Consider the following 26,845-nt stretch of genomic DNA (forward strand, 5'->3'; position numbering starts at 1 on the left):
CCCTCAGCGGACTGTCAAGCATCAAATGAAGCCAAGATGTCAACCATCAAGCGGAGTCGGACATGCCCCCCCGTCATGCCCCGTGAGAACTTTCCATACTCGTTCAAGGCGGCGGCTTCGCCGCCGCGCGAGGATCCGTGTCCTCGCTCGCGCAAGCGCTCGCTGCGAGCCGGTCCTCGCGGAGGAGCCACTGCGACCCAGCATCGCGCACAGACCAGTCGTACAGAGCCCCCAGAAACCGGACCGCCTGCCGGCCTTATCTAGGCTCTGCTAGCACCGAAACTCGACGTTCGGCCCAAGACAGCACAAACTCAAGTGCAGCCGACTCCAGCCCCAGCCGCTCGACGAATGGGATCCCTTCGCGCCGCGGAATCTGACCGCCGCGGAAGGCAAGCAAGAAGCCCCACGCGTCAAGAAGCCGATTCTGCCTCTTGTGTCCACCCTTAGCCCGAGCCCGTAGTTCCAAGTATGGCAAACCGAGCAGTATGACGGCTCCCAAACGCGTTGCATCGGAGGGGATATCGGCGTCACTAGGTACAATCGCAATCGGAGACGGATCCAAGTCTATACGCGCGCTGTGCTCCAAGGCTTCGGGCCGAGCGGATATCCACGGCGTAGGCAGTGTGACCAAGGAATCGTTTAGCTCCTTGGCCAGCCGGTCGAATCGCTCTACCTCGCTACCAGAAAGTAGATGACCCACGACCGTTGTCGCAAACGGCGCAATCCTTGATGACCCGGAGACGTCCAGCCTCTCGTACAGACTTACCAGTCCGTGAACCGAAAGCAGCTCGGAGAGCTCGATATCTCCGTCAGCCCACAGTCGAACTGCGACCCAACTGTGATCCCGATAAACTTCCTTCATGTGTGGTTTGGCTCGCTCCCGGAGTGCGGCCCTGTTCTTCTTCCAGTACTGCCGATTCTCGTCATCAACCTCAACGGAGGAGCGGAAGGTCCAAGTATACCAAAGCACCAACAGCGCCCGCGATGCGGACCCAAACGATGCCCTTAGCGATCGTTCGGCTGCATCTGCCAAGTACTTTTCGATGAGGGGCAAGTTTTCAGCCGCTGCTCCCGTCAGCTGCCCAAGCACCTCGGAGGATCTAGCTTCGTTGACTCCCTCCTCCACGTATAGGCTGAAAATGTGGTCAACTATGTCTCGAAGCACAGGTGGCCGGGGAACAATGAATGTAAGAGATCGCGCCGCGAAAGATGCAACATTGAGTCGCGAAACTTGGTCTTTGAGATGCGCGTTCGAGACGACCAATTGAAGAAAGTCGTCCGCTCCATCCTCAACCGTCCGTCCCAATATCTGCACCGCAAGTTGCGCCACGACGTCCCATTCCTGAGCCACGATTCGCTCAAAGAGCTCTTCATATAGCGCGTCTGCACTGGGCGACAAACGAACCAGCTGGCTAGCTGCGAAGTACTCCAAGAAAGTTCGGTGGGTGAAACCAAATATCTCCGAGCCAACATCGGTCAGAACCCATGCTCGCCCCTTGCAGAAATCGATGAAATCGATTGCGGCATCCGTTGCCTCATCCTCGTCATCAAATCGCTTGCTTAAAAGGTACGAGGCGATGAAACCAACCAATTCACCCTTGGGCAGACCCTTCTGACTCTGCTGCTTAGGATACATCCACAATGCCAACGCCCGCATTGCGCTGCGCACGTGGGCATCAAAGGACAAGCGCGGTTCAATTCCGCGCTGCTTATCCCATTGATCAAAGAGAAGGAGAGCACACTTCTCGTAGACGTCGGGTCGGTTCCGAGGAATATAATGCTCGCTGCTGTAAATGCCGCACATCAGACTCAGCAGAAGCGGATTCACACGCAAGTCGCGAACGAATCGGCTATCTTGCAAAAATGAGCTTGCAAGCGCTTCTTGTTGAGCAGGAGTGTGAGACTCATCCAAATGGAACCAACGACGGGCATACGAGTCGACCTGGTCGTTGTCGAACTCTAGCAAGAGTGCCGTCCCAAATAGATCCTTATCGAGCGGCGCCTCCTCGTATCCGATACGACGCGACGTCACCAGAATTTGCGCAGCTGGATATCGGTGGGCGAACCCCTCGACGACGGCGACTATCCTTCGGCGATCCGATGTATCCAACAACTCATCCAGCCCGTCGAAAATTACGACCGCCTGTCCATTCAATAGCATGTATTCCACAGCATGAGGGGCTGGCGTAACGCCGTAAGGAGTCTTGCAAAGGCTTTCAATGTAGTCGAGTATACTCGTTCTGGACCTCTCCAAATGGGGTGCATAATCACGAAGAACTATTAGAAACGGCACGAAGGTGGAGGTGCCGGAGCTTGCAAGGTCGTATGTGCGCTTTAAAGCTAGGGTGGACTTCCCTCCGCCCGGATCTCCGAGCACAAGAAGTCTAAGCGCGTTATCAGCATGTTCCGCAAGGTCCACATATTCTTCGAGCCCTCGGTCAAGCCGGGACTCGACAAAGAGATCTTCGTATGGCACCTGGCGAGTTATCCCAGCATGCGGTAGGCGCATGGTGCGATGCACCGCGGCAATTTGTGAGCGAATTTCGCTTCTAAAGCGATCGATACTGGCGACGCTGCTCAGGTCTTGAAGTATAGCCGAGTTTCGGGCGATGGCCGTGGCGTATTGCGCGGCGGACTTGATCACTGTGCTTTTCACCGCGGGAGGGAGGCCGGCCCCGTCCAAGTCCTTGAGCCGGCCTACCTCATTCGCCACAGAGGTTTCCAGAGCGTCAAATACATCGCCTGTTATCTTACTTGAGTCCTTTGATGCGCCTCTCAATTTCACCACGGCAGCAAATTGGTTTCGAAGATCACGGAGGCGTGCCCCTGGATCGGTCCCGCACTCCCTTAATAGGAGCGCGGCTGCAATCGAGATTGCGAAAGCATCCGCTTCTCCAGATTCGAATAGTTCAGTGATGGCATTGGCAGTGGGCCCGTCGAGATCTTCTAGCGAGGGGCGCTTCGATGATCTCTGGCTGTGTCGGTCACTGAGCCTTTTGACAGCTTGCTGTCGTGACCAACGTCTTGTTATGGCGGGCGCGCCAATCCCGGCGATCTTCGAAACGCCAGTGAGGGCGGCCTTCCCCAGCGCCCCTTCAAGTGCAATCATGACGTTGCTTCCCTCCATGTATGTTGAGCAAGGGTCCCATCTGCCGGCTCTCAACGCGCGTGGCAGCAGTGGGGAGCCCGGCGCGCGTGGTGTCCGGAATCAGCGCCAAACATCGGCCAGACTTTCCGGCCACGCCAGCACAACACCGAGCTCCTTACACAGAGTGCTCCAGTGGTCGCCAGCTGGAGCCCGTTCGATAAAGAGCACAGGATGTACCTGGCTGCCGCGCCGACGAAGGGTGTGCGCGTAGTCAAGTACTTGCCCGAGACCTAGGCGGAGCTGGCCTGTTTGATTCCCGTCGGTAATACTCTTGACTTCGCACACGGTCATGCGTGCACCCTGTGTCCAAGCCACATCGAATGCAGGGTCGTCCACCGATGGGTCGAGAGGCTGGAATCCGCTCGCGCTCGCGCTCTCCGCGAGCAGATTCTCTAGACGTCGATGTGCATTCAGACCGCGACCAACTACATCAGGATCGGTCGACCTGGGTTGGGCTGGTGCGGGGCTCTTCTCGTCGTCGCGCCGCCTGAAGGGCCTACCGACCTCTGTTCGACCGCCAGCCTTGGTCGGTGCCGGATCTGACTCGAGTACCGGAGATAGACGAAACACGATCACCCGTCGTTTGGGTCCGCCTCCGGTCTCGGGCGCAATTTCTTCGACCCAAGCTTGATCCTCTGCCAGTTCGAAGCGTCCTGCGTAGGTCACGATCCCTCGGGCGCCTTCGAAGAGCCTCAGCGCGCGCCCATCTTGCTGGTAATTGAGGATCGCAAGATTTCCCGACGTGAAAGTCTGATTGCCTCGCTGGCCGCGCCCGGTGTAGTAAAAGAATCCGTCCTCTCGCCAGGAGTCAAAGTAGCCATGCTGCTCGCCAGACTGCGGATCGGTGAAGATGAGCACATTTGGAGTGCGCGCGCTTGGGCTGACTCCATCTTGCCGGCTACCGCCATACTGAGCATGCAGATCGACTCGACGGATCTGTTCTCCGACGTTGAGATCCCAACCCGATGAGTCCTTGGGAGACGCCTGACTGTCAGGGTCGCGAACAACTCGGAAGCCGAGACGCGTCAACTGCGCACCCACAGTCCGGTCTCCGCCGCTGAACTCCGACGGCCGCAAAGCTTCCTGGCCGTCGACGTAGCCGTGTGCCACACCCAGCAGTGCCTTCGAGTCGTAGGATCGACCGCCTTCGACGACGAAATACTCACGTGCCGGTCCGTATCCGTAGGTCTCCAGAAACTGATGGCGGCCCAACCGGTCAAACTCAGCCATCGCGTCCAGAACGGCACTTCGGTCAATTTCGGCCAACGACATGACTCGATGCTCCCACGACGGTGGTCGGCACTATGGGTCAGATCCACGCGAGGTCGGTGCACTGTCACGGCGCTGTCACGAACAGCTCAGCGCGAATCGCAGACGACCGCAGGTGCCACGCCGAGCGCTGTCATGGCGTACGGCGAACATGGACCGTAGGTGGACACTTCCAGTCTCTCGGCGGCTTGTGGGTCCGACCGAACCATCGGGAGCTGCAACGCTCCTACCTCGACCCGTGACCCAACCTCTGCGACTCAGACTTGGTGTCGGCTACAGCTGCGACCAGGTTGGGTCCGCCGCAGACGACCGGTGCGCCTTGCGGGGCCGCACACAGACCGTCCCAAGTCCACCGGCCTACGTACACGAGCCCGGGTTGAGTGCTACCGACGTCGGTCAAGCACGTCAGGGGTGCCGGTATTCAGGACGGCCAGCCGCCGTCGCACGGTGTCCCAGAACCCCGTTTACTGCCGTCTGTACCAGTCATCCTCAGTTTGAGGAGAAGCACACTCGACTTGAGGTACCCCACATCAAGTACCGCACATGCACGCTGACTTGGCATGCGGAGGCCCGTTGAGCCGCTAGTCTGCACTCAGCTCTTGGCACAGTGGAGAGGTTGCGGAGTGGAGCCCTTAGTTGTCGCGAGTATTGTTACCGCCACGGCTGCGCTAATCGGAGCATTGGTTGCCTCATACCTTTCGCTTCGCGCTCAACGACATAGCATTGAGTTGGCCCAAGAAGTAGGCTCTCGGCAAAGTCAGATGATTCGTGAATTCGCCGACGCAAATTCCCGGCCAAGTACGGACGACTCGTTACTTCGAGAGCTCGTTGCGCGCCTAGCCCGAGATGCTGAGCGACCCATCGTGGTCAGCAACCCTACCGTCGCGCAAACCGCTCAAGTCGCAGCCCGCCGAAGTGAAGTTGCTGGTGCCTTCGCCGACAATAGTCCGATAATTCGCGAGATCGCGCACGGGCTCAACACTCCATTGAGTCAAATTGAAGCGGCCACACTATCGTTGACAAGTAGCATCGAAATGACGCCAGGGGCCGATCAGCAGACGAACCTGGATTCACTCGATCGCATTCGCGCGAGCGTAGACCTTTGCAAAGATCTGCTTTCGGCCTACGCGGAAGTCGCCAAGGTGCGAGCACGTTTGGGACCCTGGCCTTCAAGCTCGCTGAGGGAGTCGCTTCAGGCGGCCGCCAAAGTCTACAGCGATACTTCAAACGTCTTGGTTGAATTGCCCAACGCAATCGCGGGTTACACAAACCATTTCCTGCTTGCAACCCTGCTACCAATTCTGGAGAATGCTTTGGACGAGTCCGAAGAAGGCTGGCCTGTAGGTGTCGTAGCCAGCGAAGATACAAACAGTACGATTATTGAAATCACGAACCAGACTCTCAGAGAAAGCCTGGACAGAGCGATATATACCAGCGGAATGACCACGAAGTCGGGTCATCAGGGCCTTGGCCTCAGTGGCGTGCGACGCCTGCTCGACACGCGTGGAGGTGCCATCGGGCACACCTGCGAGAACGGCTGGATCACATTTGAGGTGCGACTTCCGAAGGAGGCTGTCACTGGCGCTAGCATTTCGGGCATGACGACTTCTATGCCGCCCACGCTAGAGATGGTAGCCGCGGCCGCGGGCGTCAGTCGGGCCACCGTGTCCCGCGTGATCAATGGCTCGACAAACGTCAGGCCTCAGGTGGTTGCCGCGGTCAACGAAGCGATCATCCGTCTGAATTACGTGCCAAACAAATGAGCATCGATGTCCTCATCGTAGACGATGATCGCGGTGCCGGAGAAGAGTATGCACGATTGGTTAGGCGAGAGTCCGGGCTCGATGTTACCTTCACCGTGAGCCCTAATGAGGCCCTTGACTTAGTGCGAGCCGATCTGGTGAAGGTTGCTGTTTTGGATCAGAGGATTGGGGCAACCAAAGGCACCGATCTGTTTCGGCAGATCTGCGAAATAGATTCTCGAGTCCGGGCCGTCATGTTCACCGGTCTTGCAAGTGCGTCCGAAGTGGGCGAGGCGCTCAGGCAAGGTTACGCTGAATACCTCCGCAAAGGCGATGTTGCACAGCTCGGCGCGGTTGTACTCGCTCAATATCACCGCTACCAGGTAGAGGCTGCCTCAGCTCTACTTGAACATTCCCCAGTCACGGTGCTTGCCAGAAAACATGGCATCCCGCCCTGGCGCAGATCGGTCAACTACAGGCTTCAAAGGATAGAGATCGTTGACGAAAACTACACTGCCGACAATGAGTGGGTGACGATCGCATCGCTTCAAGCCGGAGAAGTGACAAAGGTCACCAGGACTGACTCCCTCAAGAAGAGCGTAACTCTAGAACGCGAAAGTCAGAGTAAACTGGCCACAGACCTCGGCCTGAAGCCGTATGAACTCCAAAGCCTCAGCTTGGCGTTGAAGGGTGAGATCTCTGCTCGCGTGAAGAGCGCCTCTACCGTGGAGCTGACTTCTAGTGTCACTGAAGAGAGAACCTACCAGCTCCCTCCGGAGCCGAGTGACCCCAATCAGCTCCACACGAAGTCTCGCAGGATCGAACGCGCGCCCGTCTATAATCGAATCAAGGTTACACTTTTAAGCACCTGTGAATGCTGCAACCTAACGGCAATCGTGCCGGTAATGCTATCTCAAGCAACTGGAGCAATGGCCACCAGACACGTCGACGTGCTGAGCGACGGAACTGTGCGGGCGGTTGATACAGGTGCAGAACGTACGAACTAAGAGTCGACAGACCGCGCGCAGCTGGCTCGCATCGGACCAGCTGGCCGTTGCCGTGGTCGAACTCGATCACGAGGAATTCGGTGCAGCTAAACCGGTTCATCGACCCGCCTGGTTTCGGTTGGCGAGCGCATCCGAGAGCCCAGGCTCAGTGGACGGGTGGCGGATCTGGGACCAATTTGGGCCCAACGTCCGCGATGCCGTGGACGCGACGCCCTGGGTGGGCCGGGTGTCGAACGATCATTCGACGCTTGAGCCACGCTCACCAACCGACCCCGCCGATCTGGGGGTCAAGGGGTCGCAGGTTCAAATCCTGTCAGCCCGACCGTGATTCTGAGCGTGAACGACGAGTCGGCTGCCGACGCCGACAGCGTGCACCCGCGAGGCAGCTGGTCGATCGAGGCGTCTCGGGCGCGTATTCCGTTGCGTCGGATTGGCGGAGGGCATCGGGGGTATGGGGGAGTCTCCGTCCGATCCCAAGTGGAAGCGAAGTGGGTGCTGTGCTCCTGCGCGCGACGTACAGCGAGAACGGTGACCTCGTCGACGAGGAGGGATCGACGTGGCAGCGGGTGGTCGACTGGCTCGAGCCGGACGAGGCGGCGGCTCGCTTCGCGATGGGATTGCCGTACCTCGTCGAGCGAACCAAGGCGGCTCCGGTGCGAGGGACGCGTGCGCGCTTCGAGCGGGACATTCTGGGAGCCATGGTCACCCATAGCGAGGCTGACCGGCTGAGCCGGCATCGAGTCGTCTCGACGGTGATGGTGGGGGAGCTCTGGCGCAGCCCGAGCCGAGGCGATTGTTTGGTGTTCGTCGAGCAGGAGTCATAGGTGGATTCGTCGAGCGTGAGGGCGATCTCTACTCACCGTCGCGGCACCAGAGTGCTCGCATGACCGGCGCTGACGAGAAGATCAGCCGACGCGAGGTACGTGCCGACCAGCGTGAGATCAATGCCGAGATCCGCGACGGCCAGGCTGACGAACGCGAACGGGTCGCCGACCAACGCGACCGCGAGGCCGACCAGCGCGAACGGGTGGCCGACGAGCGCGACCGGGTGGCCGACGAGCGCGAACGCGGAGCGGACCGGCGCGACGCGCAGGCGAACCTGTACCGACGCCGCGAGGACGAGCAGAGACTGCGCGATGACCGCGCCGACGAACGTGAGATCGATGCGGAGATCCGCGAAGGCCAGGCCGACGAACGCGACCGGGTGGCCGACGAACGCGAGCGCATGGCCGACGAACGCGACCGGATAGCCGACGAGCGCGAGCGCCTGGCGGACCAGCGCGAGGTTCGGGCGAATCTCCGGGAACCTGGTGCCGGCCGATAGCCTGCCAGCGTGCCCACACTGCTGCAGCTCGACTCCTCAGCCGACCTGACCGGCTCGGCCAGCCGTCGACTGACCGCGCGCTTCGCCGACGGCTGGCGCACCCGCGGCCACCGGGTGGTCAACCGCGACCTGTTCGTCGACCAGCCGCCGCACCTGCCGACCAACGCACTGCACTGGGCGCCCGCGCTTCGCCTGCCCGCAGAGAGCGTCGCGCCGGCCGACGAGGCTTACCAGACCCAACTGATCGAGGAGCTACTGAACGCGGACGTGGTGCTGCTCGGCGCCCCGATGTACAACTGGTCCGTGCCGTCGACCCTCAAGGCGTGGATCGACTGGATCCACGTCCCCGGCCTGACCGCGCCCGCCGGGGCGGACGATCCCGCACCGCTCGGCGGCAAGCCGATCGTGATCGCCTCCGGTCGCGGCCTCGCCTACGGCCCGGGCACCGGAATGGACGACCACGAGCTGGCGGCGCTGACCCAGCTGTTCGCCGGCTCGATGCAGATGACGGTCTATCCGGTGCTGGCCGAACTCACCCTGGCCGGCCGGGTGTCCGACCTCGCGCCGCGAGCGGCGGACGGCGCTGCGTCCCTGGCGGCCGCCGAGGCCGAAATCGACCGGCTGGTGGCCGAGCTGGGCTGAACCGAGCTGGGCTGAACCGAGCTGGGCACAGCCCGAGCTCGGCCAAGACTCAGGGGTGCTCCCAACCGGCAATCGCGATATCCAGGGCCCGGCCCATCACCGTCCGGTCCGGGTCGACACCGGTCCAGAGCCGGATGTTGATCGCCGCCTGGTCGAGCAGCATGCCGCGCCCGTCGAGGGTCGTGGCCCCGGCCGCCCGGGCCCGCTGCAGCAGGTCGGTGTCGGGCGGGTTGGGGATCACGTCGCAGACGACCAGCCCCGGCGCGACGCCCTCGAAGGACACCGGCACCGGACCCGATCCGGGCAGTCCCAGCGACGTCCCATTCACCACGATCGTCGCGTCGTCCGGCGGCGTCAGCACGCCGTCCCAGGCCAGCGCGTACGCCGTGGTTCCGCCGTCGGCGGAGTCCACCAGGGTCGCGATCTCCTCCGCCTTGCCCACACTCCGGTTGGCAATCCAGATCCGGTCCGCACCGGCCAGCGCCAGCTCGACCGCGATCGCCCGCGCGGCACCGCCGGCGCCCAGGATCAGCACTCGTTGGGCGGCCGGGTCGGCGACCGTCCGCAACGAGCTCAGGAAGCCCTGACCGTCGGTGTTCTCGCCGAGCCAGCCCTGGTCGGTGCGGACGACGCAGTTCACGGCGCCGATCAGCTCGGCCGAGCGGGCCAGGCCGTCGATCTCCTCGATCACCGCGACCTTGTGGGGGAGCGAGCAGTTGAATCCGATCCAGCCCATCGCACGAGCGCCGGCGACCGCGGCCGGCAGATCGTCCGGCGCCACGTCGCAGTTCAGATAGCGGGCGTCGATCCCGTGATGGACGTAGGCGGCCTCGACCATCGCACCGGTCGGATTGCCCGCGGCGGGCGTGGAGAAGGAGCCGGTGAGCGCCGGCAGCAGACTGGTCACCTGCTCACCCTAGGGTGGAGCCAGGATCTCCCGCGCACCGGAACGGAGCACCGCCCCATGGCCATGTTCGACCTGCCGCTTGCCGAGCTCGAGGCGTACCGTCCCGAGATCGAGCGGCCGGACGACCTCGTCGAGTTCTGGCAGCGCACCCTCGCGGAGTCGCGCGCCCACGAGCTGGAGCTCAGCGCCGAGCTGGTGGACAACAAGCTGGCCCTGATCGACACCTATGACGTCGGCTACTCCGGCTTCGGCGGTACGTCGGTGAGGGCCTGGCTGCATGTCCCGGCCGGGGCGTCCGGGCCGCTGCCGACCGTGGTGCAGTACCGCGGCTACTCCCGCGGCCGGGGGTTTCCGCACAGCAACACCGAGTTCGCGCAGGCGGGCTGGGCGACCCTGGTGATGGACACCCGCGGTCAGGGCTGGCGCGAAGGCGGCCCGGCCGGGAGCGACGACCGCTCGATCGACGGCGGAGTGTCGCAGTCCCCCGGTTTCATGACCGGTGGCATCCTGCGCCCGGAGGACTACTACTACCGGCGGGTGTACGTCGACGCGCTCCGGTTGGTGGAGTGCCTTGCGTTTCTGCCACAGGTCGATCCGAGCCGGGTGGTCCTGACCGGTGGCAGCCAGGGCGGCGGGATCACCATCGCGACGGCCGGGCTCGCCGTGTTGCCCGGCGCGGAACTCGCCGGCGTCCGCCTGCTCGGCGCGGCGCCCGACGTACCTTTCCTCTGTCATTTCCGGCGCGCGGTGGAGCTGACCGACAGCCACCCGTACCGCGAGATCGCGCTCTATCTCGCCGGCTGGCGCGATCACGCGGACGCCGCCTACCGCACGCTCAGCTACCACGACGGCGTCAACCTCGGCCGGCTGGCGAGCTGTCCGGCGCTGTTCTCGGTCGCGCTGATGGACCTGACCTGCCCGCCGTCGACGGTCTATGCCGCCTACAACGCGTGGGGTGAGGCCGCACCCGGCGGGCTGCCGGCGAAGGAGATCGCGGTCTACCCGCACAACGACCACGAGGGCGGCGAGGCCTACCAGTACGATCGCCAGCTAGACTGGTTCGGCGCGCTGTTCGCCGCCGCGGTGGACTGAGCCCGGTCGTGCTCGTCTTCGCCCTGGTCCTGATCGGGATCGCCATCGCGATCCACTGCTACATCTTCGTGCTCGAGTCGCTGACCTGGACCACGCCGAGGACCCGCCGGATCTTCGGCGTCGGCTCGGCGCAGGAGGCGGAGATCACCAAGCCGCTGGCGTTCAACCAGGGCTTCTACAACCTGTTCCTCGCCGTCGTCGCGTTGATCGGAATCGTCGGGATCGTGGCCGGTCACCTCGCGGTCGGGTCTGCGCTGGTGTTCGCCGGCGCCGGCTCGATGACCCTGGCCGGCCTGGTCCTGCTGATCTCCTCACCGAGCAAGGCGCGGGCCGCCTTGATCCAGCTGGTCGCTCCGCTGGTCGGCGTGATCTGCCTGGCGATCGCCCTGGTCTGAGCCGCGGAATGCGTACGTACGTCGAGACGTTCCACACCCCGTGAAGAAGATCGGGTTCCTGTCTTTCGGGCACTGGACGCCGGCCGAGGGGTCCATGGTGCGGACCGCCTCGGACGCCTTGCTGCAGTCGATCGAGCTGGCGGTCGCCGCCGAGGAGGTCGGTGCGGACGGGGCCTACTTCCGGGTCCACCACTTCGCGCGGCAACTCGCGTCGCCGTTCCCGTTGCTGGCGGCCGCCGCCGCCAGGACCAGCCGGATCGAGCTCGGCACCGCGGTGATCGACATGCGCTACGAGAACCCGCTCTACATGGCCGAAGACGCCGGCGCCGCCGACCTGATCTCCGCCCGCCGGCTTCAGCTCGGGATCAGCCGCGGATCGCCCGAGCAGGTGATCGACGGCTACCGCTACTTCGGGTACGTCCCCGCCGACGGCACGTCCGACGCGGACATGGCCCGCGAGCACACCGCAGTCTTCCTGGACGTGCTCGGCGGCGAGGGTTTCGCGCAGCCGAACCCGCGTCCGATGTTTCCGAACCCGCCGGGACTGCTCCGGGTCGAGCCGCACTCGCCCGGGCTGCGGGACCGGATCTGGTGGGGCGCCGGCACCCGGGCGACCGCCGAGTGGACCGCGCAGCAGGGGATGAACCTGATGAGCTCGACCCTGCTGACCGAGGACACCGGCGTGCCGTTCCACCAGCTGCAGGCGGAACAGATCCAACGCTTCCGGTCCGCCTGGACCGAGGCGGGGCACGAGCGTGAGCCGCGGGTGTCGGTCAGCCGCAGCATCTTCCCGATCGTCAGCGACCTCGACCGGCGGCTGTTCTGGCGGGACACCCACAGCACCGACCAGGTCGGCTTCCTCGAGGGCGGCAACGCCCGCTTCGGCAAGACGTACGCCGGTGAGCCGGACAAGCTGATCGCCGAGCTCGCCGAGGACGAGGCCGTCGCGGCTGCGGACACGCTGCTGCTGACCGTGCCGAATCAGCTCGGCGTCGACTACAACGCGCACGTGATCGAGAGCGTGGTCACCGAACTGGCTCCGGCCCTCGGCTGGCGGTAGCAGCCGCTAGCCGTCCGAGTCGACGATCGCCCAGCCGTGGGGCGCCACGGTGACGGTCCCGTCGCCGGGCACCGGCATGGTCTGCTCCTGGTCGGACAAGTTCAACGCGAGCGCCAGCCAGTGCTTGTCGTGCGCACTGACCAGCACCGCGTGCTCGTTGGCCAGGTGCGGCACGGTGGTCGAGGCCCGGTGCAGCCAGGGGTGCCGGCGGCGGACGCCGATCAAGTCGCGGTGCAGGTCCAGCACCGCCGCCTGACGTGGATCGGCAGCGATGTCCGCGGTGGGGAACGTGGTCCGGATCGCGTCGTCGCCGCCGAACCGCTCCTCCTTGACCCCCTCCCAGCCCAGCTCGTCGCCGTAGTAGATGGTCGGCGTGCCACCCACGCAGCAGAGCACCGCCAGCGCGTGCGGCAGGTGCTCGGCCGGCACCGCGCTGGCGATCCGGGTCACGTCGTGGTTCCCGACGAAGGTCAGCGGCACGAAGGTGTCGAGGAACTCGTCGTGCCGGCCCAGCGCGTGCGCCAACTCGAAGAGGTTGCGCTCCGCGATCGAGCTGCGGACGGCCTTCCACAGCTCGTACTGGGTGACCGAGTCAAGGCCGCCGTCGGTGACGAACGACCGGTAGTCGCCATGGATCACCTCGCCGACGAGATAGGCGTCCGGGAAGCGCTCCCGCACCCGCCGGGACACCTCCGCCCAGAACGGCAGCGGCACGGCGTACGCGGCGTCCAGCCGCCAGCCGTCCACCCCGGCCTCGAGCCAGTGACACATCACCTCGGTGACGAAGTCGATCACGGCGGGGGAGTCGTGGTTCAGCGCGACCAGCTGCTCGTGGCCTTCGAAATCGTCGTACGCCGGCACGTCGCCGGGTTCGGCACCGGCGCCCCAGCGCACCCGGAACCAGTCCTCCTCCGGCGCACCCGGGCCGTGCGCGACCGTCGCCGCGAACCGGTCGAAACCGCGTCCGACATGGTTGAACACCCCGTCCAGCAGCACCCGCAGCCCCCGGTCGTGGGCTGCCCGGATCAGGTCGGCGAGGTCCTCGGCGGTGCCGAGCCGGCGGTCGACCGCAAAATAGTCGACCGTGTCGTAGCCGTGGGTCTCGGACTCGAAGATCGGGCCGAGCAGCACACCGTTCGCGCCGAGCTCGATCGTGTAGGACAGCCGCTCCGTGATCGCGTCGAGCCGGTGCCGGGGGTCCGCGCCGGCAGGTAGCCGCGCCGGCTCGGCGCCGACGAAGCCGAGCGGATACACCTGCCAGAACACCGCGTGGGCGATCCAGTCCGGTTCACTCATTCCGCTGGCTCCTGTCCGGACGATTCGAGCCCCCGGCGAGCCGCGCCGAAGATGACCTTGACCACGACGCCGAGGACGACCAGGTCGAGGACCATCTGCAGGCTGACCAGCAGCTCGGAGGCGTGCGTGGTAGGCGTGATGTCGCCGAATCCGACGGTGGCGAAGACGGTGACGGTGAAGTAGAGCGAGGTGATCCGGTCCAGCGGCACCGAGAAGCCGGCCGCTTGCTTGTCCAGCACCAGATAGAGCACGGCGAACAGGCTGAGGAAGAACGGCACCGTGAAGCCGACCGCCTCGGCCGCGCGAAGCTGTGGCAGGTCCGCGGTGAAGACCCGGTAGGTGGTCCAGGCGAACACCGCGCCGAACAGCACCAGCACGAAGGCCACCAGATAGACCGGGTGCGATCCGCTGATGTCCTCCAGCGGAAGCAGGTAGTAGCCAAGGGTGAGCACCGCCCAGACCGCCACCACCCGCGCCATGGCGAGTCCGATCCGGCGCCACCGCTCGCGCGGCGGCAGGTCGATCAGTCGGCGTGCCATCGCCGGATCACGGCTCGGTCAGGGCCGCGGGCCCCTCCTCGCGGCGGATGTCGATGATGTGACCGGTGATCGTGGACAAGAGCACGTCCAAAGACTGCCGGGCAACCTCCTTCGACGCCAGCAGCGTGCCCGGCGGTTCGTCGCCGAATGCCTTCGTCCGCATCGGTGTGCCGGTCCGCTCCGGATTGATGCAGTTGACCCGCACCCCGCTCGGCGCCCACTCGTCGGCGAGGGCCTGGGTCAGGTTCACCACGGCGGCCTTGGCCGAGGAGTACAACGAGTACCCCGCGCGGCCCCGGGTGTAGGAGGAGGAGGTGTAGAGCAGCAGCGAGCCACCGGTCCGGGCCAGGTGCGGGAAGAACTCCTGCGCGACGAACACCGGCCCGAGATAGTTGATCTCGGTCGCGGCGTAGACGGTCTCCTCGGTTGTCTCGGTCAGCTCACCGCGCGGCAGCAGCCCGGCGGTGTTGGCGACGAAGTCGATCCGGCCAGTCTTCGCCAGCACGGCCGCAGCCGCGGCCGCCACGTCGGAGCGCTGTTCCACGTGGGTCCTGGTGGCTGACCGGGAGAAGGTGAAGACGTCGGCCCCGTGCGCTTCGGCCAGGGCGGCGAGGTCGGCCCCGATCCCGTACGAGCCGCCGAAGACGACCACGGTCTTGCCCGCCAGCCGCTCCCGGTACTGCTCGCCGGTGAGCGCCACCCGCGGGTCGGCGGAGGTGAGCTGGAACAGCTTGTCGGCGATGTAGACGTCGATCGGCTCGGTCACCTTCATGTTCCGCTCGTGGCCCGGCACCACCACGATCGGTACGTCGGGGAGATAGCGCAGGACGACCGTGCAGTCGTCGGTGGCGGTGAACGCCGGGTCCAGGGCGGCCTGGGCGTAGGCGGCCCGGATGGTCGACAGCCGGAAAGACTGCGGGGTCTGCCCGCGCCGCAACAGGTGCCGGGGGAGGACGTCGGCGATGCTGCCGCGGTCGCCGTCGACCTGGATCACGGTGTCGGCCGACGGGATCGCGGTGTCCACCGCCTCGTGCGTCTGCAGCGCGGCCACGTTGGCCTCGATGATCGCCTGGGACACGAGCGGGCGCACGGCGTCGTGCAACAGCACGTTGCACTCCTGTTCGCCGAGCGCGGCCAGAGCCGCAGCGGTGGTGTCGTTGCGGGTGCCGGCACCCTCCAGGATCTGGGTCACCTTGTCGTAGCCGCCCTTGCGGACCACGGCTCGCACCTCGTCCAGGTAGCCGGGCGTCATCATCACCAGGATCTCGTCCACCAGCGGCGAGGCCTGCATGGCCGCGATGGTGTGCTCGATGATCGGCTTGCCGGAGATCTTGATCAGCTGCTTGGGGATGTCGAGACCCACCCGGGTCCCGGTCCCGCCCGCCAGCACGACCGCGACCGTACGCAACCGGCTCACGTGCAGGAGCGGGTCGACTTGGAGAACTCGTACCAGTCGGACAGGTACTGCCCGTAGACGCGGCGCATCGGCTCCACGAATCGGCCGGTCGCGCGCCGGACGTCCAGCGTGATCACGTGCTCCTCGTTGTAGCGCAGGCCTGGCACGGACATGTTCTGGGTGCCCATCAGCACCCGGCCGTTGTTGTTGTGCATCGGCCCGATCAGGATCATCTTCGTGTGCATCGCCACCTGGGTGCACCGGACCGGGATCCTCGACGTCCTGAGCAGCTTGGCGACCGCAGGCGACAGGGTGAACCGGCCGCCCTGGTAGGTCAGCAGCATCTGGATGTCGCAGCCGCGCTTCTTCAGCCGGACCAGCGAGCTCACCATCTGCTGGGCCCGGGCGTCGGTGAGCTTGAACATGGCGATCCGGATCTTCCGGTCCACGGTGCAGTCGACGTCGTCGAACTGGCGGATGTAGAAGTCGGAGGCCGTCGAGGCCTGCGGTGCGAACGAGACCGTGGTGCCCCGGCCCGCGTCGGTGTAGTGCCGGTAGAACGGGTCGACCCAGATGTTGCCCTGCTTCGACAGCTGCAGCGACGAGGGGAAGCCCTTGGCGGACTTGCAGCCGGTCCGGGCGCAGTTGACCATGCCGTCGTAGCGGATGTCGAACAGCTTGGCCAGCGTCTTGTCGTCGTAGATCAGGGTGATTTCCTGCTGATACAGCCGGACCTGGCTGCGGGCGAAATTCGCCGACATCGACAGCACCACCGGATGCGGGCCCTTCGAGCTGTTCGGCCAGGTCGTGTTGGTGATGCTGACGAACTTCTCGTGGTTGATCGCGTCGGGGTGCACCCAGCCCGCATTGAGGTTGAAGCAGCCGTAGCTGCAGTAGTAGACCGACCCGATGTTGCGCAGCCGCTGGCTGACCTGCTTCTTCGCGACCGCGGTGGCGATGTCGGCGCTGTTGTCGAGGACGATGCCGATGGTCACCTTGCGGTTCTTCTTGACCCACTCCAGCGCCCGCCAGACCTGCTCCGGATCGGTCTCGGGGCGGATTCCGTAGCCGGTCGAGGTCATCGTGCCGATCGCCCGGATGAAGTACATCCCGATCTTGATGGTGGAGCCCGGGGCGGCCCCGCAGATCACCTGGGCGGTCTTGGTCAGCACGTCCCACGGTTGTTGCACGTTCGGGTCCCAGAACCCGCGGCTCTCCAGATCGGGGATGTTGGTCCAGGTCTCGAACGGTGCCGGGGTGGAGATGGTGGGGCAGCTGGTCGAGGTGACTGGGGCGATGGCGCCAGAACCGGTGGTGGAGAAGGTGATCGCCGAGGCCGAGGAGGTGGCGAGGACGCCCGCCAGCAGCAGGGCGCTGACCAGCGCGATCAGCCGCGTGATCAGGCCGACCCGACCCGACCCGACCCGGCGCTGCCTTCGACGGAAGCTCCCCATGATGGGGGGAATATACAATCCGAAAAGCCTGGCCGCACATCGGAAGGAAGCGTGGCGCGTGCGCAATCTCGCGGTTCGATCCGTCCGGTGGGCCCGGATCGTGGTCGCCCTGGCGCTCGCTATCGGCGTCTCGATGCTGGCCGCTCAGCCGGCTGGGGCCCGCGCGGTGACCGTGGTCGCCAGCGAGCCGCGCTCGGAGCAGACCGTGGACGATCAGCCCGGCTGGGTCACCATCGCGTTCAGCGCACCGATCGACGACTCGGCGGCGAAGGTGATCGTGCAGGGCCCGGACGGCGACAACGTGACCACCGGGACGCTGATCGTGGAGGGCACCAACGTCACCACCCAGCTCCGCGACGAGCTCCCGCAGGGCACCTACACCGTGCACTTCCGGGTCAATTCCGCCGGCGGCGGGATCGAGGGCGGGGCGTTCCAGTTCGCCTACGGCAGCGGATCCTTCTCCACTCCGGCGGACAAGAAGTGGTCCGGCAGCGCGCACGAGCCGGCCATCCTCAAGGGCACCGACCCGAACGCCACCACCGAGCCGCCGGACACCGCCTCCTCCGAGCCGCCCGAGGTCGAAGTGGAGAAGGGCGACAAGACCGAGACCGTCGATCCCGGACCGTCCCCGACGAGCACCGCGCCCGGCCGCTCGCAGGACCGAGGCCAAGCCGGCGAGGACCCCGGCACCGAGACGACCGGGCCGGCGGCGACCGCGGCGGGCGGGCCGACGACGGCCACCAGCGGCCCCGGGGGCCGGCTGCCGCTGATCGTCGGCGGGGCCGTGGTGTTGATCGCGGTCGGCGCCGGCGCGGTCGCGCTCGGCCTGCGGGGCCGCGGCGAGGGCGGTCGCGGAAAGGGCTCGGCCGACTGATCCCGGGTGTCGAATTCCCGCCCGGCAGGTTACGGGACGATAAACTCCCCCTCCGTCGGCACCGGGAGAGGATGCGCAGCAGATGCGGGTGATCACGTACGGGACGTTCGACCTCTTCCACGAGGGTCACGTTCGGCTCCTCGAGCGGGCGAAGGCGCTCGGCGACCACCTGATCGTCGCCGTGACCACGGAGAACTTCGACGACGCCCGGGGCAAGCTGAACGTCCGGCAGTCGCTGATGGAACGGATCCGCAACGTCGAGCGCAGCGGGCTGGCCGACGAGGTGATCATCGAGGAGTACGAGGGCCAGAAGGTCACCGACATCCAGAAGTACGACGTGGACATCTTCGCCATCGGCTCGGACTGGCTGGGCCGGTTCGACTACCTCAGCGACTACTGCGAGGTCGTCTACCTGGAGCGCACCAAGGGCGTCTCCAGCACGCAGTTGCGCGACGAGACCGGCATCCTGAAGCTCGGCGTGGTCGGGTCGGGCCGGATCGCGCATCGGCTGGTCGCCGAGGCCCGTTTCGTCAGCGGCGTGTCGGTGGAGGGCGTCTACTCCACCACGCCCAGCAACGCGCGCCGGTTCGCCGACACCCACGAGCTGCGGGTGGTCGGCCACTCGCTGCCGCACCTGTTGGAGGAGGTCGACGCGGTCTACGTCGCCGCGCCGCACGGCACCCACGCGGCGATCGCGACCGAGGCCATGGAGGCCGGCAAGCACGTGCTGTGCGAGAAGCCGCTGACCCTGACCCGGAAGGAGGCCGACGAGCTGTACGCCGTCGCAGCCGAGCACCGGGTGGTGCTCCTGGAGGCGATCAAGACCGCCTTCTCGCCCGGGTTCCAGCGGATGGTCGCGGTGGCCCGGAGCGGGTCGATCGGCCAGGTCCGGTCGGTGGACGGCACGTTCACCAAGCTGGGCGAGACCGGCCGGGAGATCCAGGCGCCGGACGGGGGCAGCATCTCCGAACTGGCGAGCTATCCGCTGCTGGCCGTCGTCAAGCTGCTCGGCACCGGCCACATCGACCAGCGCACGACATCGGTCTGGCCGGACGACTCCGAGGTCGACACGTTCTCCAGGATCGACCTGACCTACCCGCACGCCGTGGCGTCGGCCCGGGTCGGGCTCGGGGTGAAGGCGGAGGGAGACCTGGTGGTCGCCGGCACGAAGGGCTATATCTACGTTCCCGCGCCCTGGTGGAAGACCGAGTACTTCGAGGCCCGGTTCGAGGACCAGCGGGACAACAAGAAGTACTACTACAAGTTCGACGGCGACGGGCTGCGCTACGAGATCGCGGAGTTCGCCTCGCTGATCCGCAACGAGACACCCGAGTCGTTCAAGCTCCGGGCGGCGGAGTCGGCCGCCATCGCCGGCATCATCGAGGAGGCGCGGCGAAACGCGGTGGTGCTGCGGTGAGACCACCGGACGTCGTCACCGACGCCGCGGCGTCGCTGCGCCGGGTCGCCTCGTCGGCGGCGGTCGCGGCACGGATGCTGCTGAGCACCGCCGCTCGCTCCTCGAACCCGGCCCTGCGCTGGACGTACGCCACCACCCGCAATGCGGCCCGGCACGCGGTGAACGCGCTGACCGGGAAGCAGCTGGGCTGGGTCGCCATGCTGTGGACCGCCCGCTGGCGGGACGCCGACGTGCTCGAGCTGACCGGGTGGGCGTACGAGCGGGGCTACGGCTTCCCCGACGAACCCCCGCAGATCGAGGTCTGGCTGGAGCGCGGGGAGGAGCGGATCGCGGCAACCGTGGCGCCGCTGACCGAGCCGGAGGCCAACGTCCGAGCCCGCAGCGGCGACCACGACTACGCCAACACCGGCTTCGTGGCCCGCTTCGACCTCGCCCCGCTACGGAACAGCGCGACCTTCGTCACCACCCCGTGGACGGCCCGGATCCGGGTCTCCGGTCCGAACCGGAGCAGCGAGGGCGGCTTCCGCAGCCGCTATCCGCTCGCCTGCGCCGGGCACCTGTTCGCCAGGACCGTCGACGGCGTCCAGATCCTGCCGCGCTGGATCCCGATCGACGGTGGTCTGGAGATCGTCTGCGCCCGGGTCCGGGCGTTGGCCACCGCAACGGCGGTGCAAGGCCGGCGGGTCGAGATCGCCGTGGACACCGGCGGGGTCGGGGTCCGGCAGGCGGAGATGGTCTGCGAGGAGGTGGTCGCGGCGCTGGACTGCAGCGCCGCCGACGATGGCACCTGGGTGCTGTCCGGGGAGCTGCCGACCACCCGGCCGGCGGAGCTGATCGACCCCGGTCAGCCGGCCCGTCGCTGGTTCCGGGTGCGCACCGACGCCGGCGCCGAGTTGACCGTGCTGTCCGGACTCGACGCGACGCTGGTCGCGGACGACCCGGACGCGAGCCTGCTGGTCACCTCGGGCCGGGCCGGCGAGCTGCTGCTGCTGGACGCGCCGCGCCAAGCCGTGGTCGACGACTACAGCTACGAGCGCGAGCCGGAACCCGCACTCCGAGTGCGCGGCCGGCTGTTCGGCCCCGCCGCGGCGGAGTGGACGGCCCAGTTCTGGAGCCCCCGACAGGTTCTGCCGGCGAAGATCGCGGTCAACCCGGACCGCACCTTCGAGCTGTACGTCCCGTTGCTCGCCTCGGTCTGGGGGCAGCGGCCGCTGCCGCCGCGGGTCGGCGGATTCCGGATCGAGATCCGCGCCGCCGGCAAAGCGGGCGCCACCGGGCGCCGGATCCCGGCCTACTGCAGCCCGCTGCTGACCACGACCCTGCCGCGGCACGATCTCGCGCCCGGCTTCTTGTTCCGGGTTCAGGCCGGGCCGGGGCAGCGCTTCCAGTTCCGGGTGCAGCCGGCCCGCCGTCCGGACGAGATGGGCCCCTATCACCAGCAGCGACTGCACGGAATCTATCTGTCGACGCAGTGGCAGCCGCGCGACGCGGTGTACTTCGAGAGTTTCTACGGCCGCAACGCCACCTGCAACCCGCGCGCGCTGGACGCCGTGATCGCCGAGCTGCACCCGGAGCTGGAGCGGATCTGGGGTGTGGTGGACGCGTCGGTCCCGGTGCCGGAGGGCTCGGTCGCGGTGGTCCAGGGCAGCCGGGAGTGGTGGGAGGCGCGCGCCACCTCACGCTGGGTGATCGCCAACGACTGGCTGCGCACCCGGTTCGTGCGGCAGCCGTTCCAGACGGTGCTGCAGACCTGGCACGGCTCGATGTTCAAGCGGATCGGGCTGGACCGCCCGCACGTGCCGTGGGACAAGCGCCGAGGTCTGCTGGTCGAGACCAGGAACTGGGACCTGCTGCTGGCCCAGAACCACCACAGCGCGGAGATCTTCGCGAGCGCGTACGCGTGGGACGGGCCGGTGCTGGAGGAGGGCTATCCGCGCAACGACCCGCTCACCCACGCCGACGGTTCCGCCGTCCTGGAGCGGCTCGGGATCGACCCCGGCAAGACGGTCATCCTGTATGCCCCGACCTGGCGGGAGAACCTCGAGGGCTTGGTCGCCTTCCTCGATCTGGAGCGGCTGTGCGCCGACATCGGCGAGGACTACGTGCTGCTGCTGCGCGGACACTCCCGGACGGTGGAGTTCGGCGAGAGCGTGCAGGTGCCGGGGCTGATCGACGTGACGACGTATCCCGAGATCACCGACCTGTACCTGGCCGCGGACGCGATGATCACCGACTACTCCTCGGTGATGTTCGACTACTCGGTGACCCGCCGGCCGATGATCTTCTTCACCCCGGACATGGCGGCCTATCGCGACACCCTGCGCGGGACGTACTTCGACCTGGCGGAGCTGGCCCCCGGGCCGGTGCTGTCCACCCAGGAGGAGGTGACGGCGGCGATCAGATCCCTCGACACCCAGTCCGAGCGGTTCGCCGAGCGGTACCGGCGCTGGACCGACCAGTTCAACGACTGCGACGACGGGCACTCCGGTGAGCGCGTAGTGAAACGGTTGATGGCCTACACCCGTCCAGTCCCGTAGACAGCGTCAGCGCAGTGAGACGGTGGCCCGGATCAGGTTGTGGTCGGACGGGATCACCCCGACGAAGCGACCGGCGCTGTCCAGCCGGGCGACCGTCTCCCACTCCGCCACCGGCAGCCGCGACGTCATGATGTAGTCGATGTAGGTCCCGTTGACCCAGCTCGGGTGGTTCGGCGCGACCCGGGCGAACCCGTTGAAGCTGTTCAGCGTGGTCCGCACCCGGCGGCCGACGGTGGCACCGGTCGCGGTCTTGGTGGACTCGTAGGTGTTGCCGAGCGGGTCGACCAGGCCGGCCTTGCCGAAGACGTCGTACGGCCCGTTGCCGGGCACGGTCCACTTGTGCGAGTTGAAGTCGCCGACCACGATCACCGGCAGCCGTGCCGTGTTGCGCGCCTTGACGGTGGCCACCACGTCCGCCGCCTGCCGCCGCCGCAGGTCGTAGAACAGCCGCGATCCGGCCGGGTCGGCGGCCGGTTCCAGGTGCGCGTCGGCGAAGAAGAACTTGTGACCGGTGCTGCGCTGGCGCAGCACCGCCCAGGCGACGAAGCGTTCGGAGGACTCCGCCTTGTCGTAGCTCAGCCGCTTCGAGCCCGCGGACAGCAGCTCCAGCTTGCTCGCGTCGTAGGCGATCCGGGTGCCCTTCGAGGCGCCCTTGTCGGCATGGACGCACTTCGTCGGCGTGGTGTCCTTCACGCAATTATTCCGCTTGGTGTTGGTCAGCCGCCAGGAGCCGCCGAGCCGGGCCAGCAGGTCCTCGAACTGGGATTGGTCGACGGACTTCCCGGCAGCGTCCTTCAGCCAGGCCTGGCCGGCTTCCTGCAGCCCGACGACGTCGAGATCGGCCCCCTTGATGGTCGACGCCACGGCGTTCCGGCGGCCCTGCCAGGTGAGCTCGTTCGGCTCGCCGGCGAAGCAGTTCGAGCAGCGGATGTTGTAGCTGCCCACCCGCAGCGGACGGCTGGCCGCAGCCGGCCGGGTGGACACCTTGACGGCACGCGAGTACTCGCTGCGATTCGTGCCGCCGCTGGTGATGACCCGCACCTTGAACCAGTACGTCGTACCCGGCCGCAGCTTCTCGATCGACACCGAAGGCCGGGTGCTGCGGACGTACGTCGGGTGCGCCATGCTCGACGAGCGGGAGTACTGCACCCGGTAGCGGATGCCCGAGCCGCGGCTCGACCAGCCGAGCGTGATGCTGGTCGGGCTGTCGGACGTAGCACGCAGCCCGGCCGGGCTGAGGTAGCGGTAGCTGCTGCTCTTCGACCGGGTCGCGACCTTGACGGCTGTGGAGTACGGCGTCAGGTTCTTGCCGGCCGCGGTGATCGCGCGCACCTTGACGTAGTAGGTGGTGCCCGACCGCAGTCCGGTCAGCTCGGCCGAGGTCCCGGCGAACCGTTGGTAGCTCGGATGCTTCATCGAGGCCGACCGGGACAGCTGGATCCGGTACTTCGGGGCGCGAGCGATGGCGGACCAGGAGACGGCGACCGCGGAGGTCGAGCGGCTCACCACATGCAGTTGCTTCGGCGCAGCGGTGGCTGCTCCGGCGGGCGGTGCGGTCAGGCTTCCCTCCGTGACGACCCCGGCGGCGGCGAGGACGGAAGCGACGAGAACGACGGCGAGGCGGCGCGGGATGGACATCCGGGGCTCCGTTCCATGGCAATCGAGCCCCAAACGTAACAGCCGTCACTCGAGTATCGGAAGCCCAGAAGTCAAGTATCGACACGCTGATCTGTCGAATCGTTGTGAAACCGGCGTGGTGTCGTGATGCGGCGTTTTTTGTCGAGTCGTTGTTAGGATGCGCGGGACCCATCGGACCCAGAGTCGGCTTCACCACCGGGGAGACATGAGCAGCATCAGCGGCGCCGCGCGGCCATTGCGACTCACGGTGATGATGGTCGCTGCGCTCGCCCTGCTGCTGTCGTTCCTGGTTCCGTCCGCGGTGGCGATCAGCCCGCCCGACCCGCCGACGGTGAGCAAGGTGGGGGACTCCGCGACAGCGGTGAAGGTGTCCTGGTCCGGGGTCACCGGGGCGAAGGGCTACCGGATCCAGTACTCGACGAGCGCTTCGTTCGGATCGCCGAAGTTCCTGCCGGCCAGCACGAAGTCCGATCCGTTGACCGACACCTCCGCGGTGGTGTCCGGTCTCAGCACCGGCAAGCAGTACTACTTCCGGGTCGCGGTGGTCGATCCGGACAGCCTGAAGGTGCTGAGCCAGACCTACTCCAAGCCGGTCAGCGCTACCGTCAGCTACCCGTTCCGGGCGCCCGGCGACTCCACCCCGTCGCTGATCACCAAGCGCAGCGCCAAGCTCAGCTGGGCCGCGGTGCCGAACGCGACCGAGTACGGCGTCCGGCTGGCCACCTCGCCCAGCGCGAAGCCGAAGTTCTATCGCACCGCGACCAACTCGATCTCGCTCAGCGGGCTGAAGGCCAACACCCTCTATTACGTCAAGACCTACGTCGGCAACACGTCCAAGCGGATCAGCGACTACTCGCCGGAGAACCAGTTCGTCACATCCGGCTACTCCAACGCGGCGCCGTCCGGGCTGAAGGTCGTCTCCCAGGGACCCGGGGATGTCAAGCTCGCCTGGACGGCGCTGAACCCGCTGCCCGCCGGCACCAAGTACGTGGTCAGCATCGCGACCGAGTTCATCTACCCGGTCCCGGGCCGCGAGCCGTCGGTTCCGCTGGCCAGGTTCAAGGGCGTGAGGACCCGCGGTCCGTACACCACCAACTCAGCGACGATCACCGGACTGGTGGCGAACACCACCTACTACGCGCAGGTGTACCTGATCGGCCGGCAGAACCAGCGGATCACCAGCAGCTCCGACTTCGTGACCGCCAAGACCATCGTCGCCCGAGGCACCATCTCCGGGAAGACGACCGGCGTCACCGGTGACGACCTGACCGCGTCGGCCTACCTCGGCAACGAGCTGGTCGAGCAGGTCACCGTCGGCAGCGACAACGCCTACTCGATGGCGGTCCGCCCCGGCGGCTACAAGGTGCTGATCACCTACACCGGTTCGGGCAACTACGCGTCGGCCTGGGCCCGCTCGGGCAAGGACGGCGGCCGCATCCCCGCCGAGGCATCGGTCGTCAATGTCGCGCGCGACAAGGCCACCACCGCACCGACGGTGAAGCTGCACACCGGTGCCGTGGTCTCCGGCATCGTGCGGGACCGCTCCGGCCGGGCGGTGCGCGACGTCGACATCACCGCGCTCACCGCGATGACCTCTGCCCGCGAGGTGGAGGTCGTCGGCACCAGCGCTCCCAACGGCAAGTACATTCTCCGCGGGCTGCCCGACGGCCGGCACTGGCTGCGCTACGCGTACTCCGGAGACGGGTTCAAGACCCGCAGCGTCGAGATCGTGGTGACCAAGGGCAAGATCACCAGCGTCCGGGTGCCGCCGGGCAAGGCGTCCACGACCTCGGTCCGCGATCCCTTCACCGCGGTGAACGTCCGGCTCGACAACGCCCCGTTCCGGAAGCGCTACAAGCCGTCCATCTCCGGCACCCGCCGGGTCGGCTCGACCCTGACGGGAAAGGTCACCCCGTGGCTGGCCGGCAGCAACCCGACCACCAAGGCGAGCATGAGCTTGCAGTGGAAGCGCAACGGCAGCTCGATCAGGGGTGCGACCTCGTCCCGCTACAAGCTCACGGCCGCCGACCGCGGGAAGCGGATCACGGTCACCGCGACCGGCCGGCGCTACGGCTTCTCCACCAGTTCGCTGACCTCGGCCAAGACCGCCCCGATCCGCTGATCAGCCGGCCTCCGCCGCCAGCGCAGCCAGCACCCGGTCTGCGCTGCCGCCCAGCCCGAGCAGCTCGGTCAGCTCCGCGAACAGTTCGGGCTCGCGCGGGGCGGGCGGCAGTCGGAGGTCGTCGAACGTGACGCCGAGATCGAGGTCGCGGGCGACCGCGACGACCGTCGGCGCGACCGCCAGATAGTCGATCGCCGCGCCGAGCTTGGAGCGGACCGAGGCGCTCACCTTGGTGTCCGGTGAGCTCGCGGCGGCCAGGATGGCGTCCAGGTCGCCGTAGCTGTCGATCAGGCTGGCGGCGGTCTTCTCACCGATTCCTGCTACCCCGGGCAAGCCGTCGGACGGATCACCGCGCAGCGTGGCGAAGCTGACGTAGCCGGATGCCGGGACGCCGTACTTGCTGCGCACCCACGCGTCGTCGACGCGTTCGTGCCGGCCGACCCCGCGGGCGACGTACAGCACCCGAACCTCGCGCGCGTCGTCGACCAGCTGGAACAGGTCGCGGTCCCCGGTGACGATGTCCACCGGCATCGCGGCGGTGCTCGCCAGGGTGCCGATCACGTCGTCGGCCTCGTAGCCGTTCTTGCCGACGATGGCGATGCCGAGCGCGTCCAGGACCGCCCGGATGTAGGGCACCTGGACGGCCAGGTCGTCCGGTGCGGTCTCGCCCGAGGTGGTCTTGGAAGACGACATCTCGCTGATGGTGGTGTCGCCGGAGCCGGCGACGCGGTGCGCCTTGTAGCTCGGCACCAGCTCGACCCGCCACGCCGGCCGCCAGTCGTTGTCCCAGCAACAGGCCAGATGGGTCGGGTGGTAGCCGTCGGTGAGCTTGGCGATGTAGTCGAGCAGACCGCGAATTGCGTTGACCGGGGTGCCATCGGGCGCACGAAGTGAATCCGGCATGCCGAAAAAGGCACGAAAGTACAACGACGCGGTATCAAGGAGCAGCAGCCGATCGGGAGACACAGACGCATACTGGCACGATG

21 protein-coding genes are annotated in these 26,845 nt (G+C 66.5%); 12 read left to right on the top strand and 9 right to left on the bottom strand.

Features of this window, described 5'->3' with window-relative positions; translation table 11 throughout:
- Positions 1–256 precede the first annotated feature (256 nt).
- Together ABD747_RS21315 and ABD747_RS21320 are read right to left on the bottom strand one after the other, a co-directional pair.
- Positions 257–3,127: an NACHT domain-containing protein gene (locus tag ABD747_RS21315; RefSeq protein WP_344808416.1), complete on the bottom strand. Its 2,871-nt coding sequence runs from the start codon at positions 3,125–3,127 to the stop codon at positions 257–259.
- 81 nt (positions 3,128–3,208) lie between these two features.
- Positions 3,209–4,420 carry a hypothetical protein gene (locus tag ABD747_RS21320; RefSeq protein WP_344808418.1) on the bottom strand — a complete coding sequence of 404 codons (1,212 nt, stop codon included), beginning with the start codon at positions 4,418–4,420 and terminating at the stop codon, positions 3,209–3,211.
- An 860-nt stretch (positions 4,421–5,280) separates the two neighbouring features.
- On the opposite strand from ABD747_RS21320, the gene ABD747_RS21325 reads away from it, so the two are divergent.
- From ABD747_RS21325 to ABD747_RS21345, 5 genes are all read left to right on the top strand, one after another.
- Positions 5,281–6,180: a LacI family DNA-binding transcriptional regulator gene (locus ABD747_RS21325; RefSeq protein WP_344808420.1), complete on the top strand. Its 900-nt coding sequence runs from the start codon at positions 5,281–5,283 to the stop codon at positions 6,178–6,180.
- Positions 6,177–7,166: a response regulator gene (locus tag ABD747_RS21330; RefSeq protein WP_344808422.1), complete on the top strand. Its 990-nt coding sequence runs from the start codon at positions 6,177–6,179 to the stop codon at positions 7,164–7,166. The genes ABD747_RS21325 and ABD747_RS21330 overlap by 4 nt, the downstream gene beginning before the upstream one ends.
- A gap of 488 nt (positions 7,167–7,654) precedes the next feature.
- The gene (locus tag ABD747_RS21335) at positions 7,655–7,990 is read left to right on the top strand and encodes a hypothetical protein (protein WP_344808424.1); all 336 of its coding nucleotides are present in this window, start codon (positions 7,655–7,657) and stop codon (positions 7,988–7,990) included.
- 59 nt (positions 7,991–8,049) lie between these two features.
- Positions 8,050–8,490: a hypothetical protein gene (locus tag ABD747_RS21340; RefSeq protein WP_344808426.1), complete on the top strand. Its 441-nt coding sequence runs from the start codon at positions 8,050–8,052 to the stop codon at positions 8,488–8,490.
- 9 nt (positions 8,491–8,499) lie between these two features.
- On the top strand, positions 8,500–9,132 hold the full coding sequence (locus tag ABD747_RS21345; RefSeq protein ID WP_344808428.1) for an FMN-dependent NADH-azoreductase: 633 nt from the start codon (positions 8,500–8,502) through the stop codon (positions 9,130–9,132).
- 49 nt (positions 9,133–9,181) lie between these two features.
- On the opposite strand, the gene ABD747_RS21350 is transcribed toward ABD747_RS21345, so the two are convergent.
- Positions 9,182–10,039: a shikimate dehydrogenase family protein gene (locus ABD747_RS21350; RefSeq protein ID WP_344808429.1), complete on the bottom strand. Its 858-nt coding sequence runs from the start codon at positions 10,037–10,039 to the stop codon at positions 9,182–9,184.
- 57 nt (positions 10,040–10,096) lie between these two features.
- On the opposite strand from ABD747_RS21350, the gene ABD747_RS21355 reads away from it, so the two are divergent.
- From ABD747_RS21355 to ABD747_RS21365, 3 genes are read left to right on the top strand one after another with little or no spacing between them, the layout of a single operon-like run.
- Positions 10,097–11,131: an acetylxylan esterase gene (locus ABD747_RS21355; RefSeq protein ID WP_344808431.1), complete on the top strand. Its 1,035-nt coding sequence runs from the start codon at positions 10,097–10,099 to the stop codon at positions 11,129–11,131.
- An 8-nt stretch (positions 11,132–11,139) separates the two neighbouring features.
- Entirely contained in the window at positions 11,140–11,526 is a 387-nt protein-coding gene (locus ABD747_RS21360) for a DUF1304 domain-containing protein (protein ID WP_344808434.1), read from the top strand.
- Positions 11,527–11,566: 40 nt separating this feature from the next.
- A complete protein-coding gene (locus ABD747_RS21365; protein ID WP_344808436.1) occupies positions 11,567–12,586 on the top strand; it encodes an LLM class flavin-dependent oxidoreductase in 1,020 nt (339 codons plus the stop codon).
- A 6-nt stretch (positions 12,587–12,592) separates the two neighbouring features.
- Here the strand turns inward: ABD747_RS21365 and ABD747_RS21370 are convergent, their stop codons facing one another.
- Genes ABD747_RS21370 through ABD747_RS21385 form a run of 4 tightly spaced genes read right to left on the bottom strand, consistent with a single transcriptional unit; the run spans position 12,593 to position 17,271 of the window.
- On the bottom strand, positions 12,593–13,882 hold the full coding sequence (locus tag ABD747_RS21370) for an alpha-amylase family protein (protein ID WP_344808438.1): 1,290 nt from the start codon (positions 13,880–13,882) through the stop codon (positions 12,593–12,595).
- Positions 13,879–14,421: an ion channel gene (locus ABD747_RS21375; RefSeq protein WP_344808440.1), complete on the bottom strand. Its 543-nt coding sequence runs from the start codon at positions 14,419–14,421 to the stop codon at positions 13,879–13,881. Before ABD747_RS21375 ends, ABD747_RS21370 begins: the two co-directional genes overlap by 4 nt.
- 7 nt (positions 14,422–14,428) lie before the next feature.
- Complete coding sequence (locus ABD747_RS21380) at positions 14,429–15,838, bottom strand: bifunctional cytidylyltransferase/SDR family oxidoreductase (RefSeq protein ID WP_344808442.1); 1,410 nt, start codon at positions 15,836–15,838, stop codon at positions 14,429–14,431.
- Entirely contained in the window at positions 15,835–17,271 is a 1,437-nt protein-coding gene (locus tag ABD747_RS21385) for a phospholipase D-like domain-containing protein (protein WP_344808444.1), read from the bottom strand. Before ABD747_RS21385 ends, ABD747_RS21380 begins: the two co-directional genes overlap by 4 nt.
- A gap of 58 nt (positions 17,272–17,329) precedes the next feature.
- Here ABD747_RS21385 and ABD747_RS21390 point away from each other — a divergent pair, with 58 nt between their 5' ends.
- The 3 genes from ABD747_RS21390 to ABD747_RS21400 all read left to right on the top strand — a co-directional run bounded on the left by ABD747_RS21390 (position 17,330) and on the right by ABD747_RS21400 (position 22,099).
- Positions 17,330–18,145, top strand: a complete 816-nt coding sequence (locus tag ABD747_RS21390; protein ID WP_344808446.1) for a copper resistance CopC family protein — start codon at positions 17,330–17,332, stop codon at positions 18,143–18,145.
- Between the two features lie 82 nt (positions 18,146–18,227).
- A complete protein-coding gene (locus ABD747_RS21395; RefSeq protein WP_344808448.1) occupies positions 18,228–19,562 on the top strand; it encodes a Gfo/Idh/MocA family oxidoreductase in 1,335 nt (444 codons plus the stop codon).
- Entirely contained in the window at positions 19,559–22,099 is a 2,541-nt protein-coding gene (locus ABD747_RS21400) for a CDP-glycerol glycerophosphotransferase family protein (protein WP_344808450.1), read from the top strand. Before ABD747_RS21395 ends, ABD747_RS21400 begins: the two co-directional genes overlap by 4 nt.
- 6 nt (positions 22,100–22,105) lie before the next feature.
- Here ABD747_RS21400 and ABD747_RS21405 read toward each other — a convergent pair whose 3' ends face one another.
- Entirely contained in the window at positions 22,106–23,737 is a 1,632-nt protein-coding gene (locus ABD747_RS21405) for a fibronectin type III domain-containing protein (protein ID WP_344808452.1), read from the bottom strand.
- Positions 23,738–23,942: 205 nt separating this feature from the next.
- On the opposite strand from ABD747_RS21405, the gene ABD747_RS21410 reads away from it, so the two are divergent.
- Positions 23,943–25,859, top strand: coding sequence for a fibronectin type III domain-containing protein (locus ABD747_RS21410; protein ID WP_344808454.1), 1,917 nt, complete (start codon positions 23,943–23,945; stop codon positions 25,857–25,859).
- On the opposite strand, the gene ABD747_RS21415 is transcribed toward ABD747_RS21410, so the two are convergent.
- Complete coding sequence (locus ABD747_RS21415) at positions 25,860–26,825, bottom strand: 5'-3' exonuclease (protein WP_425562570.1); 966 nt, start codon at positions 26,823–26,825, stop codon at positions 25,860–25,862.
- Positions 26,826–26,845: the final 20 nt, after the last annotated feature.

It is taken from the genome of Microlunatus ginsengisoli (assembly GCF_039537205.1).
Taxonomy (GTDB): Bacteria; Actinomycetota; Actinomycetes; order Propionibacteriales; family Propionibacteriaceae; genus Microlunatus; species Microlunatus ginsengisoli.

Excerpts from the sequence above, each read along its gene's own strand:
- ABD747_RS21395 (WP_344808448.1), top strand. The coding sequence starts at position 18,228 with ATGCGGGTGATCACGTACGGGACGTTCGACCTCTTCCACGAGGGTCAC.
- ABD747_RS21355 (WP_344808431.1), top strand. The coding sequence starts at position 10,097 with ATGGCCATGTTCGACCTGCCGCTTGCCGAGCTCGAGGCGTACCGTCCC.
- ABD747_RS21385 (WP_344808444.1), bottom strand. The coding sequence starts at position 17,271 with ATGGGGAGCTTCCGTCGAAGGCAGCGCCGGGTCGGGTCGGGTCGGGTC.
- ABD747_RS21340 (WP_344808426.1), top strand. The coding sequence starts at position 8,050 with ATGACCGGCGCTGACGAGAAGATCAGCCGACGCGAGGTACGTGCCGAC.
- ABD747_RS21315 (WP_344808416.1), bottom strand. The coding sequence starts at position 3,127 with ATGGAGGGAAGCAACGTCATGATTGCACTTGAAGGGGCGCTGGGGAAG.
- ABD747_RS21405 (WP_344808452.1), bottom strand. The coding sequence starts at position 23,737 with ATGTCCATCCCGCGCCGCCTCGCCGTCGTTCTCGTCGCTTCCGTCCTC.
- ABD747_RS21410 (WP_344808454.1), top strand. The coding sequence starts at position 23,943 with ATGAGCAGCATCAGCGGCGCCGCGCGGCCATTGCGACTCACGGTGATG.
- ABD747_RS21320 (WP_344808418.1), bottom strand. The coding sequence starts at position 4,420 with ATGTCGTTGGCCGAAATTGACCGAAGTGCCGTTCTGGACGCGATGGCT.
- ABD747_RS21370 (WP_344808438.1), bottom strand. The coding sequence starts at position 13,882 with ATGAGTGAACCGGACTGGATCGCCCACGCGGTGTTCTGGCAGGTGTAT.
- ABD747_RS21330 (WP_344808422.1), top strand. The coding sequence starts at position 6,177 with ATGAGCATCGATGTCCTCATCGTAGACGATGATCGCGGTGCCGGAGAA.
- ABD747_RS21375 (WP_344808440.1), bottom strand. The coding sequence starts at position 14,421 with ATGGCACGCCGACTGATCGACCTGCCGCCGCGCGAGCGGTGGCGCCGG.